This is a genomic window from Verrucomicrobiia bacterium (assembly GCA_036405135.1).
Lineage (GTDB): Bacteria > Verrucomicrobiota > Verrucomicrobiia > Limisphaerales > JAEYXS01 > JAEYXS01.
Genome location: DASWYF010000022.1, coordinates 233042 through 257641, shown reverse-complemented (window position 1 = coordinate 257641; position 24600 = coordinate 233042). Strand labels below are relative to the sequence as shown.

15 protein-coding genes are annotated in these 24600 nt (G+C 56.1%); 7 read left to right on the top strand and 8 right to left on the bottom strand.

Annotated elements, in window-relative coordinates:
• Nucleotides 1-4 precede the first annotated feature (4 nt).
• The 3 genes from VGH19_11530 to VGH19_11520 are packed head-to-tail and all read left to right on the top strand — an operon-like array spanning nt 5 to nt 2866.
• Nucleotides 5-970: an alpha-ketoacid dehydrogenase subunit beta gene (locus VGH19_11530; GenBank protein HEY1171993.1), complete on the top strand. Its 966-nt coding sequence runs from the start codon at nt 5-7 to the stop codon at nt 968-970.
• Nucleotides 970-2145 carry a dihydrolipoamide acetyltransferase family protein gene (locus tag VGH19_11525; protein ID HEY1171992.1) on the top strand — a complete coding sequence of 392 codons (1176 nt, stop codon included), beginning with the start codon at nt 970-972 and terminating at the stop codon, nt 2143-2145. Before VGH19_11530 ends, VGH19_11525 begins: the two co-directional genes overlap by 1 nt.
• A 55-nt stretch (nt 2146-2200) precedes the next feature.
• Complete coding sequence (locus tag VGH19_11520) at nt 2201-2866, top strand: metallophosphoesterase family protein (protein ID HEY1171991.1); 666 nt, start codon at nt 2201-2203, stop codon at nt 2864-2866.
• Nucleotides 2867-2869: 3 nt separating this feature from the next.
• On the opposite strand, the gene VGH19_11515 is transcribed toward VGH19_11520, so the two are convergent.
• Entirely contained in the window at nt 2870-3496 is a 627-nt protein-coding gene (locus tag VGH19_11515; GenBank protein ID HEY1171990.1) for a GDSL-type esterase/lipase family protein, read from the bottom strand.
• 254 nt (nt 3497-3750) lie between these two features.
• Between VGH19_11515 and msrA the strand changes: the two genes are divergently transcribed.
• Nucleotides 3751-4329 carry a peptide-methionine (S)-S-oxide reductase MsrA gene (msrA, locus tag VGH19_11510; protein HEY1171989.1) on the top strand — a complete coding sequence of 193 codons (579 nt, stop codon included), beginning with the start codon at nt 3751-3753 and terminating at the stop codon, nt 4327-4329.
• 203 nt (nt 4330-4532) lie between these two features.
• The gene (locus VGH19_11505; protein ID HEY1171988.1) at nt 4533-14150 is read left to right on the top strand and encodes an immunoglobulin domain-containing protein; all 9618 of its coding nucleotides are present in this window, start codon (nt 4533-4535) and stop codon (nt 14148-14150) included.
• A gap of 176 nt (nt 14151-14326) precedes the next feature.
• Here VGH19_11505 and VGH19_11500 read toward each other — a convergent pair whose 3' ends face one another.
• A complete protein-coding gene (locus VGH19_11500) occupies nt 14327-14950 on the bottom strand; it encodes a superoxide dismutase (protein HEY1171987.1) in 624 nt (207 codons plus the stop codon).
• A gap of 254 nt (nt 14951-15204) precedes the next feature.
• A complete protein-coding gene (gene hisH, locus VGH19_11495) occupies nt 15205-15822 on the bottom strand; it encodes an imidazole glycerol phosphate synthase subunit HisH (GenBank protein ID HEY1171986.1) in 618 nt (205 codons plus the stop codon).
• Nucleotides 15823-16006: 184 nt separating this feature from the next.
• On the opposite strand from hisH, the gene VGH19_11490 reads away from it, so the two are divergent.
• A complete protein-coding gene (locus VGH19_11490; protein ID HEY1171985.1) occupies nt 16007-17410 on the top strand; it encodes an Nramp family divalent metal transporter in 1404 nt (467 codons plus the stop codon).
• Nucleotides 17411-17430: 20 nt separating this feature from the next.
• On the opposite strand, the gene VGH19_11485 is transcribed toward VGH19_11490, so the two are convergent.
• Both VGH19_11485 and bioD read right to left on the bottom strand, forming a co-directional pair.
• Nucleotides 17431-19947: a CehA/McbA family metallohydrolase gene (locus VGH19_11485; protein HEY1171984.1), complete on the bottom strand. Its 2517-nt coding sequence runs from the start codon at nt 19945-19947 to the stop codon at nt 17431-17433.
• A 93-nt stretch (nt 19948-20040) separates the two neighbouring features.
• The gene (gene bioD, locus VGH19_11480) at nt 20041-20730 is read right to left on the bottom strand and encodes a dethiobiotin synthase (protein ID HEY1171983.1); all 690 of its coding nucleotides are present in this window, start codon (nt 20728-20730) and stop codon (nt 20041-20043) included.
• 93 nt (nt 20731-20823) lie between these two features.
• On the opposite strand from bioD, the gene VGH19_11475 reads away from it, so the two are divergent.
• On the top strand, nt 20824-22032 hold the full coding sequence (locus VGH19_11475; GenBank protein HEY1171982.1) for a class I SAM-dependent rRNA methyltransferase: 1209 nt from the start codon (nt 20824-20826) through the stop codon (nt 22030-22032).
• On the opposite strand, the gene mutT is transcribed toward VGH19_11475, so the two are convergent.
• From mutT to VGH19_11460, 3 genes are all read right to left on the bottom strand, one after another.
• The gene (mutT, locus tag VGH19_11470; protein HEY1171981.1) at nt 22029-22433 is read right to left on the bottom strand and encodes an 8-oxo-dGTP diphosphatase MutT; all 405 of its coding nucleotides are present in this window, start codon (nt 22431-22433) and stop codon (nt 22029-22031) included. The two genes, VGH19_11475 and mutT, sit on opposite strands and share 4 nt — an antisense overlap.
• An 11-nt stretch (nt 22434-22444) precedes the next feature.
• On the bottom strand, nt 22445-23737 hold the full coding sequence (locus VGH19_11465) for a UDP-glucose/GDP-mannose dehydrogenase family protein (protein HEY1171980.1): 1293 nt from the start codon (nt 23735-23737) through the stop codon (nt 22445-22447).
• A gap of 77 nt (nt 23738-23814) precedes the next feature.
• The gene (locus VGH19_11460; GenBank protein HEY1171979.1) at nt 23815-24594 is read right to left on the bottom strand and encodes a tetratricopeptide repeat protein; all 780 of its coding nucleotides are present in this window, start codon (nt 24592-24594) and stop codon (nt 23815-23817) included.
• Nucleotides 24595-24600: the final 6 nt, after the last annotated feature.

The window sequence follows — 24600 nt, the reverse complement described above, 5'->3', positions numbered from 1 at the left end:
TGTCGTGAGCATCACTTACCTCGAAGCTATTCGCGAAGCCCAAGCCCGTGCCTTGAGCGAGAATCCGAACGTCTATATCTACGGTCAGGACGTTGGTGATTTTGGTGGCGCATTCAAAGCCACCAAAGGTCTGGCGCAACAATTTCCCGGACGCGTAATCGACGCCCCGATCAGTGAAGATGCGATTGTCGGCTCCGCCATCGGTGCAGCGCTGCAAGGCATGCGGCCAATCATCGAGATGCAGTTCGCCGACTTCTCGACGGTGGGCCTGAACCAGATCGTCAATCAAGCGGCTACCTACTACTGGCGCACGAACGTCCCCTGCCCCATCACCATCCGCCTGCCCTGCGGTGGCACGAGTGGCAGCGGCCCTTTCCACAGCCAGAGCCTCGAAGCGATCTACGCGCACTTCCCAGGCTTGGTCGTGCTCACGCCTGCCACGGTGGAAGATGCTTACAGTCTTTTGCTTGATGCTGTCGCGATTGATGACCCCGTCATCTTCTGCGAGCACAAATTCCTTTATTACCATCTCAAAGCGGAGAAGCTGCCGACGGAAGCTCTGCCTGTAGGCAAAGCTCGCATCGCACGTGCAGGTCGTGATCTAACGCTGGTGACTTACAGCGCGATGCTGCACGAATCTCTTGCGGCGGCGGATGAATTGGCGACCGAAGGTTACAAGGTGGAAATCGTGGATCTGCGCTCCATCAAGCCACTGGATACGGATACCGTAATGGCATCCGTCGCACGCACCGGCCGTTTGTTGTGTGTAGGTGAAGCCTGGCCTTGGGGTGGTGTCACCGCAGAAGTTATTTCTCGTGTGGTCAGCGAAGGTTTTGATCTTTTGGATGCGCCTCCGCAACGGTTGAACGCAAAGGACACGCCGATTCCTTTTCACCCACGTCTCTGGGCCGCCCATCGTCCCACTGCCCAAAGCATCACGGCTGCTGCCCGCAACGTCTTGAATTACTAATGCCGCATACCATACCCATCGTCATGCCGCAGCTCGGCGAATCCATCGCCGAGGCCACTGTCATTCGCTGGCTCGTGAAGCCAGGTGATACCGTCACCGCCGGTCAGGAAGTGATGGAAGTGGAGACTAGCAAGGCCACTCTCACGGTTACTTCGCCTGTCGCGGGCAAAATCAAAACGATCACTGCTACCGAAGGTGAAACATACGCGGTAGGAAACATTCTCGGCGAACTCAGCAGTGACGTCGCCCCATTAAAACCAGCGGCGGACAAACCTCATTTCGGCGGAGATGGCGCAACTATCACCACTTCGTCCTCAAACACCGTTGAACCCGTCCTCAAAGGTTTGCCCGTGCCCGTTGGCGCCAGTGGTGCCAGTTATCTTTCACCACGTTTGAAAGCACGCATGGCTGAACTCGGGCTGCACGCGGCGGACCTCGCAGGATTGGCAGGCAGTGGCGCGCACGGTCGCGTGACGGTGGAAGATTTTGAAGCGTTTGTCACCAAACTTGAACAGAACCGGCTCACGCCCGCTTCCTCCATGCGTATCGCCGTGGCGGATGCCATGCGTCGTAGCTGGACGCGTCCGATCGCGACCGTGGGCATGCCCGTGAAACTGGACCCCGTGCTCGCGCATCGCGCCACACAGAATCCGAAACCTGGTCCCGCACTCTATGCCTTGCGCGCGCTTGCACTTGGCTTGGGTGAGAACAGCGCTCCGGCAGGACGGCTCATCGGTTCACGCATCGCACACCCAGGCTCTATCGATATAGGTTTCGCAGTGGAAGCAGAAGATGGTGTGCTCGTGCCCGTCATCCGCGATGCCAATCGCAAATCTCTCCGCGAACTGACGAATCGCTACAACGAACTCGTCACCCTTGCCCGTGAACGTCGCCTGCCAGCGGATGCCACAGGTGGTTCTATCGCCACGATCACGAACTTCGGCACATTTGGTCTGACTTGGGCCACACCGATTCCGCTGCCGGAACAAACGCTAGTGCTCGGCCTCGGCGCAGGCCGCAAGGTCCCCTTCTGGGATGAGGACAAGCAGCAGTTCATACCTGTGATGGAAGCGAACCTCACCTTGAGCTTCGACCATCGTGTGATGGATGGCGGTGCTGCCGGACGTCTGCTGGGCCGGGTGGCCATGCTGATGACCCTGCCGGACGCGTTGTAGTCGAATCCCCTTCCCTTAGATTGATAAGCGGGCCAGCGGAAGCTATACTTGCCTTATGGGTCTTTACGCCATCGGCGACATTCACGGCTATCATCAGCCGCTGGATGCCTTGGCCCAGAAGCTCGCCTTCAACAGCAACGACACCATCGTGACCATTGGCGATTACGTAGATCGCGGCCCACAATCCAAACAGGTCATCGATTTCCTCATCAGCTTAAGCAAGCGCAGTAATCTCATCCCGTTGCGCGGAAATCATGAGGTGATGATGTTGCAAGCGCGCGAAAGCCTCACGGGTTACAAGGACTGGCTGGCGTGTGGCGGCATGGAGACGTTGGAGTCCTACCTGTCCGAAAATCTTCAGGGCATCAGCAACGAACATTGGGAATTCCTCTCCGACACCCTGCCCTACTACGAAACGGAGAAGAATTTTTTCGTCCACGCCAATGCTTATGCGGACCATCTTCTCGATGAACAGCCGGACTACATGCTGTATTGGGAAAAGTTCGATTATCAACCGCCTCATCGCTCCGGCAAACGCATGATCTGTGGTCACACTCCGCAGAAGAACGGCGTTCCACTCGATATCGGTCACGCAGTCTGCCTAGACACGTGGGTCTACAATCCCGCTGGCTGGCTCACGTGTCTGGACGTGAACACAGGCGCTTATTGGCAGGCGAATCAGGAAGGCAAGTTACGCGAAGCGATGTTGGAAACGGCTTAAGACTTACTTCAGTTTTTCCATCAAAGGTTGCAGTTCTTTCGCCAAACGATCGGCGATCATCTCATAGCCCTTGTCATTAGGATGTATCTGGTCCGACATGTAACGCGGATCGGTGAACAGGCCTTCCAAGATGTCAGAGATGTAGAGCACGCGTTTGCGTTCGGCCAACTCCTCGAAACCTTCCTCGTTCTTGTCCCGCAACGTCGCACTACGTACACCGATAAGCACCACAAAAGAACCTTCCGCATGAAAGGCGCTGATGATATCCGAGAGATTCTTGAACATCGTCTCGCGCGGAATCTTTTGCAGACCGTCATTGCCCCCCAGACAAAGCAGGACGACGCGTGGCGCCTTGCGTGCGGCAGCATCGACGCGTCCCATGGCCTGTCCCGTGGTTTGCCCCGAGATGCCTTGGTTCTCGATCCTTACACCCAGTTTTTGGGCGAGGAGCGTCGGGTAATCCTTCCCCCTGGATGCACCATAGCCGTAGGTGAGGCTGTCGCCGAAAGCAATCCAATCACCCGTGGCTGTAGGCGGATAGTTACGATGCTCCCTTTTTCCCGAACAACTCGTTACCAGGATAGATATGAGGAGCGCGCAAAGAAATGATGACACTCGGACCAGATTCACGCGGCGACCTTGACGTAAAAATCATCTTCCTTCAACGCCTCAATGGCCCCACCCAAATGTGCCAAAAAAAGTTCGAGAATAACTTTGGCCTTGGGAGCATCCAATGTGATATATAAAGCATCCAGACAGCCATGAACTACCAAGCTGCAAACCAACTGTCCGACCGTTCTTCTGCCAAACGTATCACCCGTCGCCATTTTGTGACATCGCAATTGTTGTTACTGGCCGGAATATGCAGCACCTTACCCAGCGCCATGAACGCCGAAGATAAAAAACAGGAAACCAAGGATGAAACCGCCGGATGGGCTTACACCGAAAAGGCCACATTGGGCGGCGGCTGTTTCTGGTGCACGGAAGCGGTGTATGAACGGTTTGCCGGAGTCAAAAGCGTTGTTTCGGGATATGCTGGCGGCCAAGTGCCCAATCCCACCTATAAACAAGTCTGCACAGGCGATACCGGTCATGCGGAAGTCATTCAGATCGAATTTGATCCGAAGAAAATCAGCTACGCGCAAATCTTGGAAATCTTTTGGGCCGCACATGATCCCACGACCTTGAACCGTCAAGGTGCTGACACCGGCACCCAGTACCGCTCCACCATCATGTACCACAGTGAAGCGCAGAAAAAAGCGGCCGAAGAATCCAAGAAGAAGGCCCAGGCCAACTTCAAGACTCCTATAGTGACGGAAATCGTCCCTATCAGCATCTTCTACAAAGCTGAGGATTACCACCAAGATTACTTCAAGAATAACCCCACCCAAGGTTATTGCGCGGCAGTCATCAGCCCCAAACTTCGCAGTCTTGAGAAAAAAGGGATTATCCCTATCAAGTAAAATAGCCCTGAAAACTTCCTGATCCCGCTCCAACCCCCTTAATTCGAGCATTTTGCATTCTTTGGAGCTGTAAATTTTGCTTTGTTAAGCATTTGTAAAAATGGCCCAAATTCTGCTCATGCTCGTCCAGTAACTAGACACAATAAATTAGGCGAACCGCTTAATCATCATAACCTCCACAATACCAATATCTTTTGCTGACAATGATGAACTTTTCTCGTTTGGCTGTGTTGTTGAGCAGTCTTCTGCTCGTAGAATCAGTCGCCAACGCACAAAATTGGCAAAAGCTAACTTCGGGAACTCCTTCTGATGGCTCTGCGGCAATCTCTATCGGTGCGGGCACGGGCAACACCCTCTTTGCCGGTTATGGCAATAACAAAGGCGTGTTCCGTTCCGATAACAACGGTCTTTCATGGACCGCGATGAACTCCGGGCTGGCAGATGGGGCCAGCGCCATTCTCACGCCTAAGGCCTTTCTCAAAACATCTACCGGACGCATCATCCGTTCAGGTGACACGGCCAGCTGGAACAATGGCGTCGGCAGTCCGGTGTTCTACTCGGATAACAACGGTGCTTCGTGGACTCAGGCTGCCTTCCCGTTTAACACTCCCTCCAAGAATATTGCAGGAACCATCGTGGGTTTCGGCGGCATGGTGGAACACAACGGCGCGATTTTCGCTTCCGACATGCTTTCTCACGGTGTTTGGAAATCCACGGACAATGGCGCGACTTGGACGGCTGCCAGCACAGGCATTCCCAGCATCCCCTTCTTCGCGATGCAGTTTGCGTACAATGTCGCTACGGATGGCACGGCCGTATACGCCGCCACTCCTCATTGGGGAATCTGGCGGTCGGTGGACAATGGGGCGACATGGCAGATGGATAATGCGGGCATTCCCGGCTTCAACGAAGCACTCATCGGTCGGACTTGGATTTCCTACGATATCAAAGTCACGGCAGACGGAACGGTTTTTGCCGTAGTGGATAATGTTGTCTGGCGGCGCGATACGGCCAAAGGCCGTTGGGAAGCGGTTTCCACGGGTGCTGTGACTGGACTGGCCCGGCGTCTGGCGGTCCACGGGAATAATGTTTACGTGTCCACCACAGGACCTCTCACCTATGAAACGACTGATAAAGGTGCTACTTGGCGCGGCATCGCGGTGACCGGACTGCCGTCAGAGAGTTCTGATATTTTGAGCGACAGTTTTTATGCTCACAATGGGGCATTGTATTTTGCCGCGACCGACGGGCTTTACCGCACGGACCTTTCTGCCACAACGTATTTGAACATCACCCCGGTCATCACCCAAGCCCCAAAAGGCGGCGGTGTGAACGAAGGAAAGAGCTTCACCTTCACAGTAGGCGTGGCTGGCACCGGCCCCTTTTCCTATGTGTGGAAAAACGGTTCGACCCAGGTCGGAACGGGCTCCAGTTATACAATCAATAGCGCGGTGAGCGGGGATGCAGGCTCCTACACGGTCGAGATCACTGGTCCGGGCGGCACGACCACGAGCACAGCGGTCACGCTGGTGTATGCACCGAATGCTCCAGGCGCAGTGGATTACACTTACCTTCCGGGTCAAGTCACCACGACCATTGGCATCACCTATGTCAAAGCGGCCAACCAAGCCCAGGATGGCTCGGTGTATATCGGTGGCAACTTCGACAGGGTGCAGGGTTTTGATCGCATCCGTCTGGCGAAGACGGATTACTATGGCAATGTGGATCAGCAATTCGTGACCGGCACAGGGTTGTTTGCGGGCACTGGTCCGACGGAAGAGGTCTTCACCACGGTGCCCCTGCCCAATGGTGATGTGCTGGTCGGTGGTGGCAATGAAAGCGGCAGCGACCGTTTCTGGCGCCGCTATAAACCGGATGGAACGGTCGATTACACCTATCCTTGGCCGATCGAGATCAACGGCGGAATTTTCAAAGCCAAGCTCCTCCCCTCCGGCAAAGTCCTGGTGGCCGGCAAACTTTCCAACGGCATCGTGCGCCTGAATGCAGACGGCAGCACTGACACCTCATGGCAATTGCAGAACTTCAACGGCGAAGTCAGGGATTTCGCGATTCAAGCAGATGGAAAAATCATTCTAGTCGGTGAATTCACCAACGTCGGTGGCGGCAATCGCATCGCGCGTCTCAATGCCGACGGCAGCGTGGATGGCTCCTTCAATCCCGGCACGGGTGCCAGCGCAAAAGTCTATGCGGTGGCGGTGGATGCGAGCGACCGCATCTACATTGGCGGCAACTTCCTCCAATACAGTGGCACTACTCGTAACCGCCTTGCCCGCTTGGATAAAAACGGTGTTCTCGATACGACCTTCGATCCAGTCGGCGGCCTCAATGACCATGTGCGTGACATCGCGATCACGCCTTCTGGCCATGTTTACATCGGCGGTGAATTCACCACCTATAACAGCGTAAGCCGACTCTACTTCGCCCGGGTGACCTCCACCGGTGTTTTGGACAGCACTTTCCCGGACCTTCAACTCAACAATGGTGGGTTCGTCTATTCCATCGAAGCGCAGCCGGATGGTCACCTCCTGGTTGGGGGTGCCTTCACGACGGTCGGCAGCGCTTATGTCGGCTATGTGATCCGCCTGCTTGGGGTGCAGGAGAATATCGCCATCGTTGGGCAGCCGGTCGAGCAACGCGTGGATCAGGATGCCAATGCGACCTTCAAGGTCTTCGCAACCTCCACCTCTGCATTGACCTATCAATGGCGCAAGAACGGCACTCCTTTGAGCAACGGCGGCAAAGTCTCCGGGGCCACAACGGCGACCTTGACATTGACCGGTGTGACGGTGGCGGATGAGGATGTTTATGATGTGATCGTCTCCAACGGATCGCAAAACCTCACCAGCACCGGAGCTCAACTGCTGGTGAACTACATCCCGGTGATCGAGATCGAGCCAGTCGGCGGTGAGGCACCGCGCGGAAACTCATTTACCTTCACCGTCAAGGCGCGCGGCAAAGGCACACTGACTTATCAATGGAAGAAGGGAGCGGATAACATCCCGAACTCGAACAGCCCTACATTGAAGATCAGCCCGGTGACAGCGGCGGATGCCGGCACCTATTCCGTGGTCGTCAGCATCGTCGGCCTGGGCAGTGATACCAGCGCGAACGCCACCATCACGGTGGTGGAGAAGCCCGGTTTGCTGGAGAATATTTTCGTCGTGCCCGGCAATGGTCCGGACACGGCACCGGTCTTGCATGTGGGCCATTCCCCGGACGGAAAGGTTTATGCCTCCGGTTATTTCGGCGAGTGGAGCGGTGACGACCTGCGTGATAGCGTTGTGCGGTTGAACGCCGACGGTTCCACGGACACGGGATTCACCATCAGCACGGGCGGCTATTACCGGTTCGCGGTACTGGGGGATGGCAGGCTGATCGTGGCCGACAGCTTGGGTGTGAAGCGCCTGAACACCAATGGCACGGTGGACGGCACCTTCAATGCAGGCACCGGCCCGAATGATGAGGTGCTGGACTTCCTCGCCCTGCCGGACGGCAAGATCATCCTGACAGGTGAATTCACCAGCATTGGCGGACAAAGCCGCAGCGGAATCGTGCGATTGAACTCCGACGGCAGCATCGATAACACGTTTTATGCCGGGACAGGTTTCATCAACGGCGCGTTCGGTCCAGCAGTCCATTCTGTGGTGGTCCAGCCGGATGGCAAATTGCTCGTAGGCGGTGCGTTCACCAAATATCAGGGCACGACCGTCTCTAAAATCGTGCGTTTGAATCTTAACGGCACCCTGGACACCACCTTCACGCCTCCGAGCATCGACAACGTGGTTTACTCCCTGGCCCTGCAGCCGGACGGCAAAATCATTGCCGGTGGCGCGTTCCAGACTGTGGGGGGACAGACCCGCAAGTATCTGGCTCGGTTCAATGCGGACGGCAATGTGGACACTGGCTTCGTCATCGACAGCCAGTTCAACAGCCACATCAATGATGTGCTGCTTCTGCCCGGCGGCAAGATCGTGGTGGGTGGTGCGTTCACCACTTTCTCAGGCAGCCTGGCCAGTGGTGTCATGCGGCTTAATGCAGATGGCTCAGGCGATCTTGCGTTCCAAGCCAACACCGGGTTCGGTGCGCGTCTTGATCCTGAAGTCACCGACTTGGCCTTGCTGCCGGATGGCAAGATCGCCGTCGTGGGCGATTTCTATGATTTTGACCGGCAGTACCGCAAGTATGTGGCCAAGCTGTTGAACGAGATGCCGGCCCTGGCATTTGTCCAGACACCTAGCAGCACCGCTCCGGCTTTGGGCAGCACGTTAGTGCTGCGCGCGTCGGCCATCGGCACTTCGGCGGTTTCCTATCAATGGTATAAGGGCAGTTCCCCGCTCAGCGACACTGGCAATATCTCCGGTTCGCAGACAGCCACGCTTACCATCACGGGTGTGACGGTCGGCAATGCGGGTGACTATCATGTGGTCATCACGAATCTGTCCGGTTCACAACCCAGCCCGGCATTCAACGTCACCCCGATCACGGCACCGATGATTTTGGTGCAACCTGCGACCACCAATGTGGTGACGACACAGACAATCACTCTGGGTGTCACGGCACTGGGCAACGGCACTTTGACCTATCAATGGTATAAGGGCAGTTCTCCCGTGAGCAATGGCGGGAACATCAGCGGGGCACAGACGGCGACTTTGACCATCGTGAACGCCGTGGTGGGAGACTCCGGCAGCTATTATGTCAAAGTGACAGATTCTTTGGGCAATACAGATTCCTCCGCCGCCCTGGTGAGCGTCATCATACAGCCGGGTTCGGTGAACACAGTATGGGGAGTGCCCGCATTCTCATCCAGTTTGGACAACATCTTGATGTTGCCGGATGGCAAAATGGTGGTCAGTGGTGGATTCACGACTGCTGGCGGACTCAACCGTCACCAAATTGCCATCCTGAATGCAGATGGCACAGTTAATATAACCTTCGCACCGACCACCGCCATTCCATCGGGCATCTCCAGTCCCACTCTCGGCAGCCGACGTCTCGCGGTTCTTCCTGACGGAAGGATTCTGATGTCGCTGCACAACGGATCGTCTGGTGGCATTTATCTCTACGATAACACCGGCGTTGGAACATATATAACCAGTGTTTCCGGAACTTTTAATGACATCATTGCAGAGCCGGATGGCAGCTTCATAGTCGTCGGCGGAAGTAGCATCAACTCTGGCTTTATACGGAAGTATCGCTTTAACGGCACCTTTTGGGCTATCGACAATACGTTCACTCCTCCCAGTCCGAACTCCTATGCCCACCGAATCATCCGTTTGAACAATGGGAAGTATATGGTGGGCGGTTACTTCAACCAAGTGAACGGCCAGACCGCGTTCGTCGCCATCCGTCTGAATGCCAACGGCAGTTGGGATCGGACCTTCAACATCTCCAACTCGCATAACAGCGAAATCTATGCCATGGCTGAAGAATTAGATGGCAGCGTCTTGATCCGTGGCTCGTTTACCTACATCGGCGGTGTCAACCCGCATTACGGCTTCGCCCGTTATTTTGCCGATGGCACCATCGACACGACCTTCAACCCGAATTTGCCGGGCCAAAGCCGGGCTAACGCACGCGACCTTGAGCTCCAAAGTGATGGCAAGATTTTGGCCTTCGGTCGCGGCAATCCGGGTATCGTACGCCTAAACCCGGACGGCACCACAGACTCCACGTTCGATCCAGGCACAGGCATTGGAAATTCAAACCAATACATCTACGCCGGCGCATTGGCAGCGAACGGGGAATTGATCATCGCAGGCGATTTTGGCAACTATAACGCTTCCGTTCCGACCAAAGGCAAAATCGCCAAGGTGAATAACGACCCGGTGCATCTGGCCTTCCTGACGCATCCGGTCTCCAATACCATCGATCAAGACCAAAACGCCCAGTTCGCGGCGACCACTTACGGCAGTTCTACCATCAGCTATCAGTGGTTGAAGAACGGCCAACCGTTGAGCAATGGTGGCACAGTTTCCGGCGCGACCACGGCGACGCTGAGCATCACCGGTGCTCAACCCGCCGATGACGCGCTCTATTCCCTGCGCATCACCAACCTTGCAGGCGAAGCCTTCAGCAAGCCGGCCTCACTCACTGTGCTGGGAGCACCGCTCATCCAGATCAATCTCTCCTCCAGCACGAATGTCATCGCGGGCAGCAATGTGGTGTTCGCGCCGAAGATAAAAGCCATCTCCACCGCGACCTACACCTGGCGCAAGAATGGCAACGTCGTCAGCAATGGCGGCACCATCAGCGGGGCAAGCACCGCAGCTCTGGCCATCAACGGCGTGCAAGCCGCTGATGCAGGGACATATCAACTGACGATCCAGAGCAGCCTCGGCGACACGATGACTGTTGCGATGGCCGTGACCGTCACAATACCAGCGGCGGGCCGGGATACATCTTTCCGTCAGCCGTCGGGAGCCAACCACTACGTATATGATCTGGCCCTTTTGCCAGATGGAGGAGCCTTGGTGGGCGGCCAGTTCACTAGTATCGCGGGTGTGAACAGCAATTATTTTGCGCGTTTGGATGCGAACGGAACGAATGTGGTCACGCCGGGCTTGGCCAAGTTCAACAGCATTGTCAATTACATCTGGCCATTGCCTTCCGGCAAATACCTGGTGGGCGGCAGCTTTACTGCGGTGAATGATAATAGCGCTTACCAACGACTTGTGCGTTTGAATGCGGATGGCTCTCTGGACACCACCTTCCAGTGTCCGTTGAACACGACCATCAATGCCGCCATCGGCCTGGAAGATGGCTCCGTTATCATTGGTGGTGCATTCAACACGACCTATAATTCGGTAACATACCAATATCTTGCAAAGCTGAATGCCAACGGCATACCTGTCCCGACCTTCGCTGCCAAAGTGAACGGTGATGTGAACGCCTTGATCTTGCAAGCGGATGGCAAATTCGTGGCCGCAGGTAATTTTGCCGGCGCACACAACGGCACCTCATACCTGACGGCCCACGCACGCATGGCCCGCTTCAATGCCAATGAGACATTGGACACGAGCTATGCTCCTCTGCCAAATGCAACAGTTTCCAGACTCCAACTTCTGGAGGACGGAAGGATATTCGCCTTGGGCAGCTTCACGGCCATCGGCGGGCAATCACGCCGTTATCTGGCACGCCTGAACACGGATGGCACGGCGGACTCGAACTTCATTCCGCCGGCCAATTTGAGCGCAACACCGACTTCCTTCGCCGTGCAACAGAACGGCAAGGTGATCATCAGCGGTGGCTTCACCGTGGTGGTGACCGGACAGACTCATTACCAACTCGCCCGGCTGAACGCCACGGGCACTTTGGATACAAGTTTCGATTCCGGCACGGAGCTGTATTATAACAACAACAATCTCAATTACGCTTTGAGCATCAAGGTGGCACCGGATGGGAAGATCTGGCTGGCTGGCCAGTTCAATGCCTACGACGGTGTGACGGTTTCTTATCTGACGCGTCTCTTCGGTGAGACGCCGGATCTGTCATTCATACAGCACCCGCTCTCTCAAACGGTCAATCGCGGTACCACGGTGACTTTCACCGCTTCCGCGCTAGGCACCTCTTCGGTCAGCTATCAGTGGCAGAAGAACGGTGACGATCTGACGGGTGAAACGGGGGCGACGCTCACGCTGAACTCAGTGCCGGATTCGGCTTCGGGTGTCTATCGTGTCATCATCTCGAATGCCTCTGGCTCCAAGCCGAGCAATCCGGCCACGTTGACGGTGCTGGGTAACATCATCATCAGCCAGCAACCGCAGAGCATTGTGAAGAATCTGGCGCAGTCGGCGACATTCAGTGTCACTGCTGCCGGCGCCCTGCCCGTCACCTACCAATGGCGCAAGAACGGCAACAACATCTCCGGCGCCACGGGCGCGAGTTATACGATCAACGCCGTGAGCGCCAACGACGCGGCCATGTATGATGTGGTGATCAACAATGTCTACGGTCCTGTGATCAGCGCGGGAGCGGGTCTTTCCATGTCAGTCCCTACTGCTGCGGGTGGAACACAAGGCACGTTGGACACCAGCTTCACCCCGGCCACCATGTCAGGCCAGAGCGGCGTACCCGTGCGCAGCATCGACATCGATGCCCAAGGCCGGGTCTATGTCAGCGGCTCATTCACCTCCTATAACAGCCAGACGCGCAACAAGTTCATGCGTCTCAATCAAGACCTGACGTTGGATGCGAGTTTCTCGCCGAGCTTCAATGGCAACGCCAATGTGACGCGTTTCCTGCCAGATGGCGGATTCCTGATCGGTGGTCATTTCAGCTTTGTGAACAGCATTGGCGTCTACGGTCTGGCCCGCTTCAACAGCGCAGACGTTCTCCAAACTGGCCCCACACCGACATCCTTCACTACCATCGGTGAGAACAACTCCTATGGTAACGGCATCTCAGTGAATCCGGACGGTTCATATTTCCTGGCGGGAAGTTTTACCACCATTGATACCGTCAGCCGTTCTTACATCGCCAAGATCAAGGCGGATCATACGCTGGATACTGCGTTCGTGCCTTCTTCCTATCCCAACACGACCATGCGCAGCGCGGTCAGGGCACCAGATGGCAGCGTGATTGCCTCCGGCCTGTTGGGCAGCACGGGAGATGGCGGCACGCATGTGGGTCTGGTCCGTTATCAGGCCAATGGCACCTTGGATACCAGCTTCACCACCCAGGTGAATGCGGCGGCCAGCGGACCCGTCAACATCGGCTTCCAGTCCACGGGCAAGATCATCGTCATCGGTTTCTTTAACGCAGTGAAAGACAGCCCATCTGGCACAAGCCATACGCGCTATGGCATCGCCCGTCTTAATGCGGACGGAACAGTGGATACAACCTTCAATGCGGTCTTGGACAGCTACGCGAACGTGCATGACATGGTCATCCAATCCGATGACAAGATCGTCATCGTGGGTCACTTTGTGACCGTGAACGGCACCACTCGGCAACGCGTGGCCCGCTTGAACGCTGATGGCACGACGGATACATCTTTCGGCACCACTACCGGAGCAAGCGACGTCGTTTACACTGTCGCCCAACTGCCGACTGGTGATTTTCTTATCGGCGGCTATTTCACCAGCTATGGTGGCTCTAGCAGATCATACATTGCACGTATTTATGGTCCTCCTCCGACGGCTCCGGCTTTGGAGATCGTGCAAGACCCGGCCAGCCAGACGGCGCAAACGGGCCAGACGGTCACCTTCTCGGTGGCGGCAGTGGGCCAGGCGCCCTTCTCCTTCAGCTGGCGCAAGGGCACAACGCCACTGGGCGTGACGACTCCGCAACTGGTGCTGAACGACATCGATGCGGATGATGCGGGTGAATACAATGTAGTGGTGACGGCCGGAAACGGTTCTGTGACCAGCGCGAATGCGGTCCTTACGGTGGCTGAACCGCTCACCTTCACATCGTGGATGGCCGAGAACGGGCTCATAGCGGGCGGCAATCTAGGACCCGATGATGATGCCGATGGTGACGGTGTGAAAAACATCGTGGAGTACGTCTTCGGCAGCAATCCGGGCCAGTCCGGCAGCAAACCTGTGATCGAGAAGATCGTGGTGAATGAAAGCGGGACTGATTACTACGCCATCCGCGCCATGGTGCTGGATGGGGTGGAAGATGTGGAGGTGGTGGTGACCGCCTCAAGCAACATCGCCTTCTCTTCGACCATTCCTACGGCCGCCACGGAGACGGATATGGGCGCGACAAAACAGGTGACAGTCCGCTCCACAGTCCCGAAGAGCAGCGGCAACGTCTTCTTCCGGATCGTGATCAGGGATGTGGTGATAGAACCTTGATGAGTGATTTACCCGCCTGTCCGTTAAAGGCGGGGTGGTTGGGGAACCGAGAGGCGCACAGATGAAAGTCTGTGCGCCTTTCAATTTTTTCTGAGCCCGTTTTCCAACCAATGCGGATAAAGAAAAAGCGCGACCGTTGCAGGCCGCGCTTTCCGTAAAGATGACTTGAAGGTCGATTACAAGGCCGCTTCGTAGTTCTTGGATACTTCGCTCCAGTTCACCACGCTCCAGAAGGCCTTGAGGTAATCCGGGCGGCGGTTCTGGTACTTCAGGTAGTAGGCGTGTTCCCACACGTCGCAGCCGAGGACCGGCTTGCCTTCGCAACCGGCGACTGCCTTGCCCATGAGCGGGTTGTCCTGGTTGGCGGTGGAGACGACCTCCAGCTTGCCACTGTTCACCACGAGCCAGGCCCAGCCGCTGCCGAAGCGGGTGGTGCCAGCGGCTTCAAACTTCTCTTTGAAAGCATCGAAGCTGCCGAAGGTGGCGTTGATCGCGTCAGCGAGCTTGCCCGTCGGAGCGCCGCCCGCGCCGGGGCCCATGAGCTTCCAGAAGAAGCTGTGGTTCCAGTGACCGCCGCCGTTGTTACGGACGGGTCCGCGGATGTTCTCGGGAACGTTCGCGATGTCTTTGACGAGTTCATCGATGGACTTGGATTCCACCGGGGAACCGGCGAGAGCCTTGTTCAGGTTCGTCACGTAAGCATTGTGATGCTTGCCGTGATGGATCTCCATCGTCTGCGTGTCGATGTGGGGTTCCAGTGCGTCTTTGGCGTAGGGAAGTGCCGGTAATTCGTGAGCCATATTCGTGTTGGTTAATGTTCGATTTATCCGATGAAACTTCACCGGTTCGTGTGTCGAATGGGGGACAAGGTAGCAAAGGAATGGCCCAGATACAAGGCAGGGAATGACGAATGACCAAATCCGAATGTCGAAGGAATGGAAATAAGCTCCAAATCCCAAGCTCAAAGCTCCAAAGAATCTCCAATAACCAAGCAACAAATCACGTTGCGTGACTACGGCACAATACAGGTAAATAGCCTTATCGCTCTGGGGAATTATTCCGCCAGATCGATGAAGTTTTTCAGGAGCTGAAGGCCCGCTTTCTGGCTCTTCTCCGGATGGAACTGCGTGGCATACACGTTATCGCGCCAGACGGATGAGGTGAAATCCAGACCGTAATCCGTAGTGGTCGCCACGATGGAGGGATCGACCGGCTGCGGATAAAAGCTGTGGACGAAATAGAAATGGCTGCCGTCAGCAATGCCCTTGTAGAGCGGACAATCGGCACGCTTCTGCCAGACCTGATTCCAGCCGATCTGCGGGATCTTGATGCCCGCGTTCTCTGGAAACTTCACGACTTTGCCGCCAAAGACATTCAGGCCGAGGGCACAACTGTTGAATTCTTCGCTCTTCTCGAACAAGGCTTGGTAGCCCACGCAGATACCGAGGAAAGGTCGACCGGATTTAATAAAATCGCGGGAGCATTGGAGCATCGCCTGGCCTTGGAGGGCATTGATGCAATCATCGAAAGCGCCGACACCGGGTAGCACCATGGCGTGAGCGTCCTTCGTCTCCTCCGGCTTCGTGACGATCTGCACGTCTGCACCGAGGAACTTCAGGGCCTTATACACGCTGCGGAGATTACCCGCGCCATAGTCGATCAACGCAATCACGTCCCTAGCATACTGGCGGGCAGCGGTATTTCAACCGGCGAAATGCTTGGTTGAATCCCCTGCCCCCTGCCCCTTATGCTCCGCGCGATTCCTGTCATGCGTCGCCTGGTAAAGATTTGTTGTGGTGGTGGCTATTCCGTCGTTTCCCGACGGCAGGAGTTCATTTTCCAATCCATTTTCCATCGTGGCTAACGAAAACCAATCTCCCGCCATCGAGGTGCAACCGGCACCCACGCACATCGGCGGCATCGTCAAGCAACTCGGGCCCGGCCTCATCATCAGCGCCGTCATCGTAGGTTCCGGCGAACTCATCGTGACTCCCAAGCTGGGTGCCGAGGAAGGCTTCAAGCTGCTTTGGTTCATCATCCTTGGTTGTTTGCTGAAGGTGTTCGTGCAGATCGAGCTGGGGCGCTACGCCATCACGCGTGGACGTACCACTTTGGAAGCGTTGAATACCTTGCCTGGACCGCGCTTCATGGCGTCTTGGGTCTTGTGGCTTTGGCTGGGCATGTATCTGTGTCTGGTGCCGCAAGTGGCCGGGATGGTGGGTGGAGTGGCGACTTCCTTTAAGCTGGGCGGGGCGAATGTACCGATCCCTTTGCTGGCCATACTGATCGGTGGCAGTTGCGCTGTGCTTCTGGTCGTCGGACGCTATAAGCTGGTGGAGACGGGGTCCACAGTCATGGTCGCTATCTTCACACTGACCACGATGGTGGCAGTGGGTGCGTTGCAGTTCACGGACTTCGCGGTGACGAGCGGCCAGCTCGCAAGCGGGTTCACCTTCCAGATGCCGGATTCGCTCATAACGGCTTTTGGAGCGTTCGGCATCATCGGTGTGGGTGCCTCCGAGCTGATCTACTATCCCTACTGGTGCCTGGAAAAAGGTTACGCCAAGCACACCGGGCCGGATGATGGCACGGAAGCGTGGAAGGAACGCGCGAAAGGCTGGCTGCGCGTGATGCGCATCGATGCCTGGGTCTCCTTCGCCATCTATACCACGGCGACCATCGCCTTCTACCTGCTGGGCGCGGCCATCCTTCATGCCAAGCAGATGAAGGTGGAGAGCGGCCAGATGATTGAAACGCTCTCCCATATGTATCGCTCGGCTTTTGGTGAATGGAGTTTTTGGCTCTTCTTGGTCGGTGCTGTGGTGGTGCTCTACTCGACCGTGTTCGGCGCAACCGCTTCCAACGCCCGTCTGCTGGCAGACGCCCTGAGCATTTTCGGCATCCACAAGTATCGCGACCCGGAACATCGCGTGCGCTGGATCAAGATCTCCTGTGTCATCCTGCCGGTGGCGTTCACCAGCGTGTTCTTGATTTTCGGCAATCCCGTGAGACTCGTCTTCTGGGGAGCGGTCGCGCAGGGACTGATGCTGCCCTTTCTGGCTGGTGCGGCGCTCTATTTCCACTTCACCAACCAGCACAAGGACTTGCGGGCGAAACCACTCTCGCTCGCCTGCTTGAGCCTGGCTGCGATCCTCATGGCAGCACTGGGCATCTATCAGGTGACGGATGCGGTGAAGAAGGAACTGGATAGCCGCAAGGCGCCGGCTGCGGAAACTGTCGCACCGACCAAGCAGCCTTGAATCTCATCAGGACTGGGCACCTATTTCCGTTCCAGCAAGGCCCGCACCTCTTCCACTTTCATGCCCTTGGTGGGCAACGGCCAGCCTAGTGTATCACCGTTAGGCTTAAAACCGCCACCATCAGCATCCACGAAGATGGGGTTGTGATAGGCGCACGGACGTATCTTCGCCTGGCTGCTCGTGCCGTAGCCGACGGAGATATCCGAGCTTTCGCCCATCGCCACAACGATCAGGTGGCTGTCTTCGCTCAAGGCCACATCCAACATCTGGTCAAACTTCACGATGCCGTCGGCGAACATCTTGGGATGTGATTTCCGCGTGAAGTTCAGCTTCGGTTCCTGACGTCCGTTCACCAGCACTTGCACGCGATCGATGTCGATCCAATCAGTGCATTGCACCTTCACCTTCAGCTTGATGGAGCCCGTCGCCCGTGTTTCGCCACCAGGCTGGATGCCGTCTTCCGTCGTCACTTGCAGGAATGGCCCGGTGGTCAGGTAGCTGCATCCGGCTTTCGCGTGACGCGCGATCTCTTCGTGATCGATCTCGCTGGGTTTATCTGAAGCACTGGGAAAATACATGCGCCAGCCGCCTACGCCGTTTCCATAGATAGAGTGAGCATCGCATACGGCCATGCCCCAGTAGCGATGCCCGCGATTGAGCATCTGCAACCAGATGAACTCGCGCTGATAGGTCACGGATTCTTTACCCGTGCGGTCGCGGCTGATACGGAATGGACCCCCATTAAGGATTTGTGAGTCAGAATAATTCTGCGTCTCCACACCATCAATTAAACGCTCCAGGCCGAGGAAACCGCCGTCCGCGCGACCATCACCATCGCGGTCGATGAAGTTCGCCACCATGTCCGGGTGATTGATCTGCACCCAGCGATGCGGGTTCTGCCCTTGGAAATCGCGCAAGGTCACTGCGGTGATACGTGGATCGGGGTTCCATTGAGGCGCGCCATTGTCCTGGATGTTCCACTTGGGCATGAGCGGGAACATGTTGAAATGCGCCGCACCGCCGGTGAGTTCCATGCCGCTGACAGTCTGGATCTCTTCTTTCAAGCCCAGCTTGTCGATATGCGGCCGCCAGTCGTAGAGGCGGTTGTGTTCCGTGGTTGGAGCAAACTCGATGTGTTCGGCGGCGAGATTGATGATGCGGTCATCCGTGCCGGTGGTGTTATCACCACTGGGCGTAGAGTGATTGTGGAAGTCGGCACTGATCCAGCCTTTGGAATCCACCAATCTTTTCAACACACCTTTGACGGTGTGTTGTTTGCCCGCTTCCAGCTTCACGGTTTCAGCGAGATGGCTGAACTCGATGCCGTGCGTGACCACCACTTTGTATTCGCCGGGCGGCACTGGCACGGTGAATTGTCCCTTCTCGGAATGATATTGGTCCACGCAACCGTAGGCGCGATTGGCGGGGCCGAGGTCGGGATTCTTCGTGCCATTCACGCCTAAGAATTGGGCTTTGCAGGGGATGCTCTTGCCGGACTCATCCTTGATGTCGAACGTGAAGGAAGATTCGGCGGAAAGCACGGGATCGAAAGCCGCAATCGCTTTGGCTTCCACTTTTATTCTGCCCTTCACGGTATCACGACCGATACCCGTGGCGCTTACCTCATAGTCTCCGGGACGCAGTGAAACGTGATACATCCCTTGTGCATTCGGATAGGCAGCGATGGGTTTGCCATCGACTACCACTTCCACTTTGCCGGTTGTAATGGGTTTTCCAGCAGTGTCTTTGATGGTTCCGCTCAAAGTTCCTACCAGGCCCTTTTGCCCCATCACTACGCCCATGGCTTCCAACGGTGAATGCCCCACCGCGAGAAACCGTGCGAAGGAGATTTCCTGCCCTGGCTTCAATTCCACTTCCTTTGCAGGAATCTTTAGGCCATCAACCTCAATCCAAGCATAAGCGTAACCGGCCTTGTCTGCAGGGTCTTCTGCATCTGCCCAAGAGATACCTCGCTCGGTGCCGCTGCGGGCAAACTTAGTCCAGCGATCATCCGGCGTGCCTTTCACCACTTTGTCACTTTCATTGCGAAAGGTGGTGACGATGAGGACGCCCTGCCAGCCATCGCGCAGACGATATTCATGACGTTTATAAAGCCCTTTATTATTCGCGGCAGTCACTACAGTTTCAATCGCCGCTTCGCCGACTTTTCCCGTATTCGCCACACGCACGTAAGAGGCGATGCCCTGCTGCTGTGAAGGCGAGAAGATGACGAGTTGATCGTTGTTCTCACCTTTAAGCGTCAGATCGTAAAGACATCCGGGCGTGATGCCATTCTCGCCATAGAACGTGCTCATGTTCGCGCGACGGAAGAGCGCGTTGTGAGAGATAACAGCTTCAACCTTATCATTGCGCAGGACGAAATCGCCGATGATACCGTCCGCTTCCTTGCCCTTGGGAAGTTTGGCAACGTCGTCCGGGCCGATTTCAAACGCTTCAGCGGCCTGAAGTGATGAACCAGCAAAATTAAGGCCCAATAGAATTCCGACACCGAAGGATAGCAGATGCTTGCTGTGCATGGTGACAAGTCGCGTTAGATGATGAATGCTGGCGCGACAATACTCCTATGCCCGACGGTGACAAGCGGTAGTTCAGTGGCGAAACGGCAACAACTAGGCCAACGACCACTTTTCCAGAACGCGTTGAAATACGCGATGTATTGGCGAGCGTTTATCGGACAAAGTGGAAATATCCTTCACCGAAATGCGGGGCAAACAATGCACGCCTTTATCCGGATAAAATTCCATCAATAACCGCGCATTAGTTTGTGATGAAGCATCAGGCTTAGGCACGGCAGACAACACAATTTGCGCGGAGGCTTGATAGCGCTTCGGCAACGCATCCAGCACCAGGAGGGCTTGGTTCACAGCTCCCAACTTATCCGCCACTACGATCAGGGGTTTCGCTTTCAAACCGGTGAGCAATGCACGGGAATCAAAACCTTCTCCCAAGGGGCTCAGCAGCCCCCCTGCTCCTTCAACGACCGTGAGAGCGCGCTTTTCACGGATGCTTTGGATGTGTTTTAAAACAGCTTCAGGTTTGATCTGCTTGCGCTCCAATCGTGCTGCAACCAAGGGAGACAGTGGTTGCGTGAAATGCCAGGGGTTCACTTCATCCAAGGTTTGCTGGTTGCGCGCCGCCTTCAGCAGTTGCTCCGCATCCTCGCGACCGCCGGAGCAAATGGGTTTGCAGACGCCGACGTTCACGCCCTTCTCTTTCAAGAAGCGTGCAAGCAAACCGCTCACCACGGTCTTGCCCACGCCCGTATCGCTGCCCGTCACAAAGATGATTTCCCTGCGCATGTGAGGGCATTCAAGCAGACTTCTGCTCAAGAGGCGAGTTCCTTGGGAATTTTCGTTTCGTCCGGTTCCAAGCCACGTTACCTTGTCCCCGATATGGCGAAGACGATCAGTGTGGCCACGGAGCATTCCGGTGGCAGTGAAAATTGGCAGAAGCCGTGGGTGCAGATGAAATACTTCAGTTTTCATCCGTGCATCTTCCCGGCCATGATCAAGCGGGTCTCGCCGGATGCCCAGCCTGGCGGCCTGGTGCATGTGTATGACAAGGAAGGCAAGCCCTTCGGCATGGGCCTCTACAATGCCAAGGCGCGCGTGCCTTTGCGGGTCTTTCATCATAGCGCGCAATTCACCGGTGAAGAGATTTTCAACACATTGCTGGAGCGGGCGCTGGACCTGCGCCTGAACACGCTCAATCTGCCGGAGCGCACGGATTCATTTCGCGTGATCCATTCGGATGGCGACGGTTTGAGCGGCTTGATCATCGACAAGTTCAATGATGTCTTGAGCATCGAGGTCCACAGTCTTGGTATCTTCAAGCGGTTGCCAGAGTGGTTGCCCATGTTGCATCAGCGCCTTGGCACGAAGCGCACGATCATCGAAGTGGATGAACTCGTGGCCTCGTATGAACGTATCAAGCCGCGCGATATCAAGACGGATGAGGTGCGTTCCGTGCGCATCTTGGAGAACGGTGTGAAGTATGAGGTGAACTTCGTTGAAGGCCACAAGACAGGGTTCTTCTGCGATCAACGCGAGAACCGCCGCAAGCTGGCCTCAATGGTCAAAGGCAAACGGGTGCTGGATCTGTGCAGTTACACTGGCGGGTTCTCCATCTCGGCAAAGCTCGCAGGAGCAGCGGAAGTCACGGGCGTGGATCTTGATGAAAAGGCCATCGAACAAGCCAAGCGCAACGCGAATATCAACAATGCAAAGGTGGAATGGGTGCATTGTGATGCCTTCTCCTACGCCCGCCAAATGCAGCGTAACGGAGAACAATGGGATGTGGTGATCCTCGACCCGCCGAAATTCATTCTCAGCCGTGAAGAAGCCTTTGAAGGTGAGCGCAAATACGAGGACTTAAACCGTCTCGGCATTCTTATCACGAAGCCCGGCGGCTTGCTCGTGACGTGTTCCTGCTCAGGGTTACTTTCGTTCGGTCACTTCGAAGAGATCGCCACCAAGGTGGCGCATCGTGAAGGCAAACGCCTGCAGATCATCGAGCGCACGGAAGCGGGTGGCGATCATCCGCTGATGTCGAATTGCCCGGAAAGCCAGTATTTGAAACTGATCTGGGCGCGGGTGTTTTAAGCCCGCCAGATCGCCTCATCGCGTTCCAGCATCGCAAGCAATTGCACATCCGCGGCGGGAAACTCGTAATCTCGCAATTGCTTTTGAGTGACCCATACAAGTGCGTGGCAATGAATCGGCTGAGGTTCTCCCGCAATCAAAGTGCAGCGATAGAATTTCAGATGCACTGATTTCTCCGGGTAGGTGTGGGATATTTCATCGAGCAAAGCCCCGACTGCCACTTCCACTCCGAGCTCCTCTTGCAGTTCTCTCCGGAGACATTGCTCAAACGTCTCCGCTGGTTCGCGTTTGCCACCAGGAAATTCCCACAATCCGCCAAGATGATCCTGTGGACGCCGTTGGGTGATGAGCAACTGGCCGTCTCGGAACACGAGTCCGGCCGCCACTTCGATCACCTTCATAGCGTTTCGCCTTAGCGCCCGATGCTCTTGTAGACGAAGCCCAAGCGCTCCATCTCCTGCACATCGAAAAGATTGCGTCCGTCGAACAAGATCGGATGCGTCATGCCCTTCTTCGCGCGTTCGAGATCGAGCTGCTTGAACTCGCTCCACTCGGTTGCGATCACAAGCGCATCGCAGCCTTCGGCCACGGCGTTCATGTCATCCACATACACCACGTCTTGTGGCAGGAGTGACTTCGCCTTCTCCATCGCCTTAGGATCGTGAACGCGCAGTTTCGCGCCTTCCTTGATCAAACGCTGGCAAAGATCAATCGCCGGGGACATCCGCACATCATCCGTGTTCTGCTTAAAGGCCAAACCTAGCACACCGATCTTTTTATCACGCAATACCCACAGCGTATCCGTGATCTTGCGCACGAAACGCTCCATCTGCTGCGCGTTGATGTTCTGCACTTCCTTGAGCAGATCGAACGGATAACCCAACTCCTCCGCGATCTTGATGAACGCGCTCAGATCTTTCGGGAAGCAGCTGCCGCCGAAGCCGAGCGAGGCGTTCAGGAATTTGCGTCCGATACGCGTGTCCATGCCGATGCCGTTCGCCACTTCCTCGACGTTCGCGCCGGACTTCTCGCAGATCACCGAGATCGCGTTGATGTAGGAAATCTTCAGCGCGAGGAACGAATTCGCCGCGTGCTTGATAAGCTCGGCGGAGTTGATGTCCGTGACAATGATTGGTGCTTTGAACGGCTGATAGATGGCCTTCATCGCGGACACCGGACGCTCTGAGCGAACGCCGACGACAACACGATCCGGCTTCATCAGATCTTCCACTGCGAAACCTTCGCGCAGGAATTCCGGGTTGCTCACCACGTCGAATTCCACCTTCGCCTTGCAGTAACGCTTTATCGTCTCGGCGACCTTCTCACCTGTCTTCACCGGCACCGTGCTCTTGTCCACCACGATCTTGTAGGAGGTCATCGCCGCTGCAATATCACGGGCAACGCGCTCGATGAAACTCAGGTCCACCGAACCATCCGGATTCGGCGGCGTAGGTACGGCGATGAATACCACGTCGGATTTCTCCACGCCTTCAGCGGTACTGTTCGTGAATTGCAGATGGCCGCTGGCCACATGGCGTTTCACCATCTCTTCCAGACCCGGCTCATAGATGGGAATGCCACCCGCCTTGAGCTTAGCCACCTTGGCATCGTCATTATCCACGCAGATGACGTGATGGCCGACTTCGGCGAAGCACGCACCCGTCACCAACCCCACATAACCGGTTCCAATGATACAAAGTTTCATGCAGTCGATACGTCTTTTAACAAGACAGGCCGCAAACTCGTTGCGGCCTGCCGAAAATTGCTACGCCAAGTTCACACTTAATTCTTCGGCACAGCGGGTGTCGAAACAGGGGCGGGAGCTGGTGCCGTCACCGCCAGTTCTGGATGCGCTGCCAGCAAGCGTTCTTTCCGGCTGTTCGCTTCATTGCTCCAGCCTCCAGGCTGGGTGCCTGGACGCACAGTGCCAACTTCCTCATACAGCTTCAACGCTTGTGCCGCCTGACCTTTCTGCTCATGCACTGACGCCAATCCAAGTTTCGCCTGCGTCGCTTCAGACTGGGTCGCATAGGAGGTGATCACCCGCTGATACGCTTCCGCAGCTTTGTCCAATTGTTTTTGAGCTTCCAGACTCGCGGCCACACCGAGTTCTGCCGTCGCCTTTGCCTCGCTCGCAGGATACTGCGCACTGAACTCCTCAAACTTTTGCTGCGCTTCCGCAAACTTGTCAGCCTCGAACAACGCCACCGCGCCATGCAAGATGGCCCGCTCTGCTGCAGCAGTGCCGGCAAAGTCTGCTGCCACCTTGAAAAAATCCTCCGGCTTCGGTTCGGCTGCTTTGCCTCCGGGCGCAGGTTGGGGCAGATTCAATTCCACCATCGCCAGTGCTGTGGAGGCCGCGTTCTCCTTCTTTTTCTGGTTCGCCGTATAAGCATAACCGACCGTGCCCAAGATCGCTCCGGCCAAGATGACAATGCCGATCTGCTTCTTGTACACTTCCACGAACGTCTCCAACTGCAAGGAGATGTCTGGTGCGGCAGGGGCCGCTGCGGCCTGTTGCTGCTGCTGCTGCGACACCGGCTCTGTTTTTTCCGAACTCATAATTTA

Bases quoted from the DNA above. Each gene is read 5' to 3' on its own strand.
- VGH19_11525 (HEY1171992.1), top strand. From the start codon at position 970: ATGCCGCATACCATACCCATCGTCATGCCGCAGCTCGGCGAATCCATC.
- VGH19_11520 (HEY1171991.1), top strand. From the start codon at position 2,201: ATGGGTCTTTACGCCATCGGCGACATTCACGGCTATCATCAGCCGCTG.
- msrA (HEY1171989.1), top strand. From the start codon at position 3,751: ATGAACGCCGAAGATAAAAAACAGGAAACCAAGGATGAAACCGCCGGA.
- VGH19_11505 (HEY1171988.1), top strand. From the start codon at position 4,533: ATGATGAACTTTTCTCGTTTGGCTGTGTTGTTGAGCAGTCTTCTGCTC.
- VGH19_11500 (HEY1171987.1), bottom strand. From the start codon at position 14,950: ATGGCTCACGAATTACCGGCACTTCCCTACGCCAAAGACGCACTGGAA.
- VGH19_11485 (HEY1171984.1), bottom strand. From the start codon at position 19,947: ATGCACAGCAAGCATCTGCTATCCTTCGGTGTCGGAATTCTATTGGGC.
- bioD (HEY1171983.1), bottom strand. From the start codon at position 20,730: ATGCGCAGGGAAATCATCTTTGTGACGGGCAGCGATACGGGCGTGGGC.
- VGH19_11475 (HEY1171982.1), top strand. From the start codon at position 20,824: ATGGCGAAGACGATCAGTGTGGCCACGGAGCATTCCGGTGGCAGTGAA.
- mutT (HEY1171981.1), bottom strand. From the start codon at position 22,433: ATGAAGGTGATCGAAGTGGCGGCCGGACTCGTGTTCCGAGACGGCCAG.
- VGH19_11465 (HEY1171980.1), bottom strand. From the start codon at position 23,737: ATGAAACTTTGTATCATTGGAACCGGTTATGTGGGGTTGGTGACGGGT.
- VGH19_11460 (HEY1171979.1), bottom strand. From the start codon at position 24,594: ATGAGTTCGGAAAAAACAGAGCCGGTGTCGCAGCAGCAGCAGCAACAG.